The sequence below is a fragment of the Hydrogenophaga sp. genome, assembly GCF_030656115.1.
Classification (GTDB): Bacteria; Pseudomonadota; Gammaproteobacteria; order Burkholderiales; family Burkholderiaceae_C; genus Hydrogenophaga.
In genome coordinates, this window is record NZ_JAUSOO010000126.1 from 1 (window position 1) to 1,617 (window position 1,617).

Consider the following 1,617-nt stretch of genomic DNA (forward strand, 5'->3'; position numbering starts at 1 on the left):
CCGAAGCTCACGATCAGGCCCCAGAACAGATCGGGTTGCTGGGACATGAGCATCGGGCCGGGCTGGATGCCGTGGATGATCAACGCGCCCAGCATCAGCGCCATCACGGCGTCGCCCGGAATGCCCAGCGACAGCGTGGGCACAAAGGCGGTTTGTGCGGCGGCGTTGTTGGCCGCTTCGGGCGCGGTCACGCCTTCAATGGCGCCGTTGCCAAAACGGCTGGGGTCCTTGGCAATTTTCTTTTCGACGGCGTAGGACATGAACGAGGCAATGGAAGCGCCGGTGCCAGGCAAGGCGCCGAAGAAACTGCCAATACCCGTGCCGCGCAGCATGGGCATGATCGAATCTTTCACATCCTTGCGCGTGGGTGTCATGGTGCGCAGGGTGATTTTTTCCTTGACGTCGCTGCCCCGCACCTGGTTGATGCCGGAGATCACTTCAGAAATGCCGAACACGCCCATGGCCAACGCCACCAGGTTGATGCCGCCCATCAGCTCCGGGATGCCGAAGTCAAAGCGCGCCTGGCCCGAGTTGACGTCGGTGCCCACCGTGCCCAGCAGCAAGCCCAGCACCACCATGGACAAGCCTTTGGCGGGCGAACCCGAGGCCAGCGCTGAAGCGGCAATGAGGCCCAGCAGCATCATGGCAAAGTACTCGGCGGCGCCGAATTTCAGGCCCAGCTCAGCAATCGCTGGCGAGAACAAGACCAGCGCCAGAATGCCCAGCATCGAGCCGACGAACGAGGCGATGGTGGTCATGAACAGCGCAACACCCGCCCGGCCCTGCTTGGCCATGGGGTAGCCGTCCAGGCAGGCCACCGCCGACGACGGTGTGCCCGGCAGGTTCAGCAGAATCGACGCGGTGGAGCCGCCGTATTGGGCACCGTAATACACGCCCGCCAGCATCACGATGGCTGCGGTGGGGGGGATGTGGTATGTGATGGGCAGCAGCAGCGAAATAGCGGCAAGAGCCCCGATGCCGGGCAACACGCCAATCAGCGTGCCCAGAAAAACGCCAATAAAGCAATACAGCAGCGTGACCGGATTCAATGCCGATTCAAGGCCCAGCATCAGACCGTTGAGAATGTCCATGGTGTTGTGTCTCTCAGTGTGTTGTGGGGTGAGCGGTCTGGGAGGTGTTTGCCATCAGGGGCTCCATGGCCATGTAGGCAACACCATGCCGAGGCCCAGTCCAAACACCAGGTAGGTGATCAGTGCGACGCCTGCTGCAATCATCAGGCGGCTTTTCCAGCGGGTTTCGTTGTCGGCCAGCGTGGCCACCACCACAGCCAGCACGGTCGCCAGAACCAGGCCCAGCACCTTCAGCGTGAGGGCAAAGGCGACCACGCTGGCCATGACCAGGGCGAATGTCTTCCATTTCAGCTCGATGGCTGGCCCACTGCGAAAAAAGGCCGGAACCGCGATCATGACCCCCAGAACTGCCAGCAAGATGCCCAGCGAGACCGGAAAGAAGCCCGCACCCATGCGGTTGAGATCGCCGAACTCGTAGCGCTGGGCGTAGACCGCCGCAAACACCCCGAGGGCAGCCAACCCCAAGCCGCCGAGAACATCCTGCATGTCCTTGTGTTTCATGTGTATCGTCTCCAGTTGAAAGTCG

2 protein-coding genes are annotated in these 1,617 nt (G+C 62.0%); both read right to left on the reverse strand.

Going from position 1 to position 1,617, the window contains the following annotated elements:
• Nucleotides 1-1,091 (reverse strand): tripartite tricarboxylate transporter permease (locus Q7J58_RS15990; RefSeq protein WP_304830212.1); only part of this gene is annotated, 1,091 nt, incomplete at its 3' end.
• A gap of 54 nt (nucleotides 1,092-1,145) precedes the next feature.
• Nucleotides 1,146-1,592, reverse strand: coding sequence for a tripartite tricarboxylate transporter TctB family protein (locus Q7J58_RS15995; RefSeq protein ID WP_304830214.1), 447 nt, complete (start codon nucleotides 1,590-1,592; stop codon nucleotides 1,146-1,148).
• Nucleotides 1,593-1,617: the final 25 nt, after the last annotated feature.